Source organism: Devosia sp. Leaf64, from assembly GCF_001421945.1.
Taxonomy (GTDB): domain Bacteria; phylum Pseudomonadota; class Alphaproteobacteria; order Rhizobiales; family Devosiaceae; genus Devosia.
Window position 1 is genome coordinate 12,684 of record NZ_LMLO01000024.1, and the last position, 935, is coordinate 13,618.

Genomic DNA, 935 nt, shown 5'->3' on the forward strand with positions numbered 1-935 from the left:
GGGAAAAGAATAAGAAAGCCCTGGAGCAAGCGTCATGAACGCCGTCGCAAATTACAATTTTGCTTATCTCGATGAGCAGACCAAGCGGATGATCCGGCGGGCTATTTTGAAGGCTGTCGCCATTCCTGGGTATCAGGTGCCGTTTTCGTCGCGCGAAATGCCAATGCCTTATGGTTGGGGCACGGGCGGGGTTCAGGTGACGGCGTCGATTATTGGGCCGGATGATGTGCTGAAAGTCATCGATCAGGGAGCGGATGATACGACCAATGCGGTGAGTATCCGGGCGTTCTTTGCCAAGGTGGCGCAGGTCGCGACGACGACGCACACGGCGGAGGCGACGATCATCCAGACGCGGCATCGTATTCCCGAGCGCAAGCTCGAGGCGGGACAGATCCTGGTTTATCAGGTGCCGATTCCTGAGCCGCTGCGCTTTTTAGAGCCGCGCGAGACCGAGACGCGAAAGATGCATGCGCTCGAGGAATATGGGCTGATGCATGTGAAGCTTTATGAGGACATTGCGCGGCATGGGCGGATTGCGACGACCTATGCTTATCCGGTCAAGGTCGAGGGGCGGTATGTGATGGACCCGTCGCCGACGCCGAAATTCGATAATCCGAAAATGCATCGGAGCGAGGCGCTGCAGCTGTTTGGGGCGGGGCGTGAGCACCGGATCTATGCGGTGCCGCCGTTTACGGATGTCGTCAGCCTCGATTTTGAGGATCATCCGTTTGAGATTCAGCATTTTGAGGAGCCCTGCGCGCTGTGTGGCGCGGAGGGGGTGTATCTGGATGAGGTCATTTTGGATGATCGGGGCGGGCACATGTATGTGTGCTCGGACACCGACCACTGCGAAGAGCGGCGGGAGGCGGGGGTTGTTGGGGTGTTGGGGATGAAGGAGGCGGCGGAGTGATGGGACGCACTTTTTCACCTCTCCC

General features: G+C 58.4%; 1 protein-coding gene. It reads left to right on the forward strand.

Going from position 1 to position 935, the window contains the following annotated elements; translation table 11 throughout:
* The first annotated feature begins 34 nt into the window (after positions 1-34).
* Positions 35-910 (forward strand): alpha-D-ribose 1-methylphosphonate 5-phosphate C-P-lyase PhnJ, encoded by an 876-nt coding sequence (locus tag ASE94_RS17720; protein ID WP_062631487.1) that lies wholly within the window; start codon positions 35-37, stop codon positions 908-910.
* Positions 911-935 lie beyond the last annotated feature (25 nt).

Bases quoted from the DNA above. Each gene is read 5' to 3' on its own strand.
- ASE94_RS17720 (WP_062631487.1), top strand. From the start codon at position 35: ATGAACGCCGTCGCAAATTACAATTTTGCTTATCTCGATGAGCAGACC.